Raw genomic sequence first — 754 nt, forward strand, 5'->3', positions numbered from 1 at the left:
CCGACGCGGCCGCATCCCCCTCCCCCGCGTCCAGCGCCACCGGATACACCGTGGTGAACCAGCCCACCGTCCGCGAAAGATCGACCCCGGGCAACTCCTCACGCCCATGACCCTCCACATCCACCAACACCGCACCACCACCCGTGCCCGTGCCGGTGTTGGTGTTGGTGGCGCGCCAGCGGCGCACCGCCCGCGCCAGACCCGCCAGCAGCACATCGTTGATCTCACCGTGGAACGCCGCCGGCACCGCACCCAGCAGACGCGACGACACCGACCCGGGCAGCCGCACCTCCAACTGCCCCGCCGAACCCGCCACGTCCACCGCCGCGTCCAGCGCCCGCGAGCCCAGCAGCGGATCGGCACACCCGGTCACACCACGCCAGAACTCCAGCTCACCCGCACGCACCCGCGCCTGCTCCACCTGAAGCCGCGCCCACCGCCGGAACGACGTCGCCACCCCGCCCAGCTCCACCACACCCCCGGCCACCAACGCCTCCAGCGCGGCACGCACATCCGGCAGCAGAATCCGCCACGACACCCCGTCCACCACCAGGTGATGAACGACCAGCAACAGCACACCCTCCACACCCGGACCCCGGTCGAACCACACCCCCCGCACCATCACACCCGCAGCAGGCGACAACCGGCCCCGCGCCGCATCACGCTCCACCACCACCAACGCATCCAGCGCATCACCCGACAACCCCCGGGCATCCACCCGCCGCACCAGACCACCAGCCGAAACCTCACCCAC

The 754-nt window shown here is 71.8% G+C and carries 1 protein-coding gene; it reads right to left on the reverse strand.

What is annotated here, in order from left to right; genetic code table 11:
- Positions 1–754, reverse strand: a 754-nt coding sequence (locus VT52_RS34715; protein ID WP_143070983.1) for a condensation domain-containing protein, incomplete at both ends; no start/stop codon positions are given.

Origin of the sequence: Streptomyces malaysiense, assembly GCF_000980885.2 — a bacterium.
GTDB lineage: Bacteria > Actinomycetota > Actinomycetes > Streptomycetales > Streptomycetaceae > Streptomyces > Streptomyces malaysiense.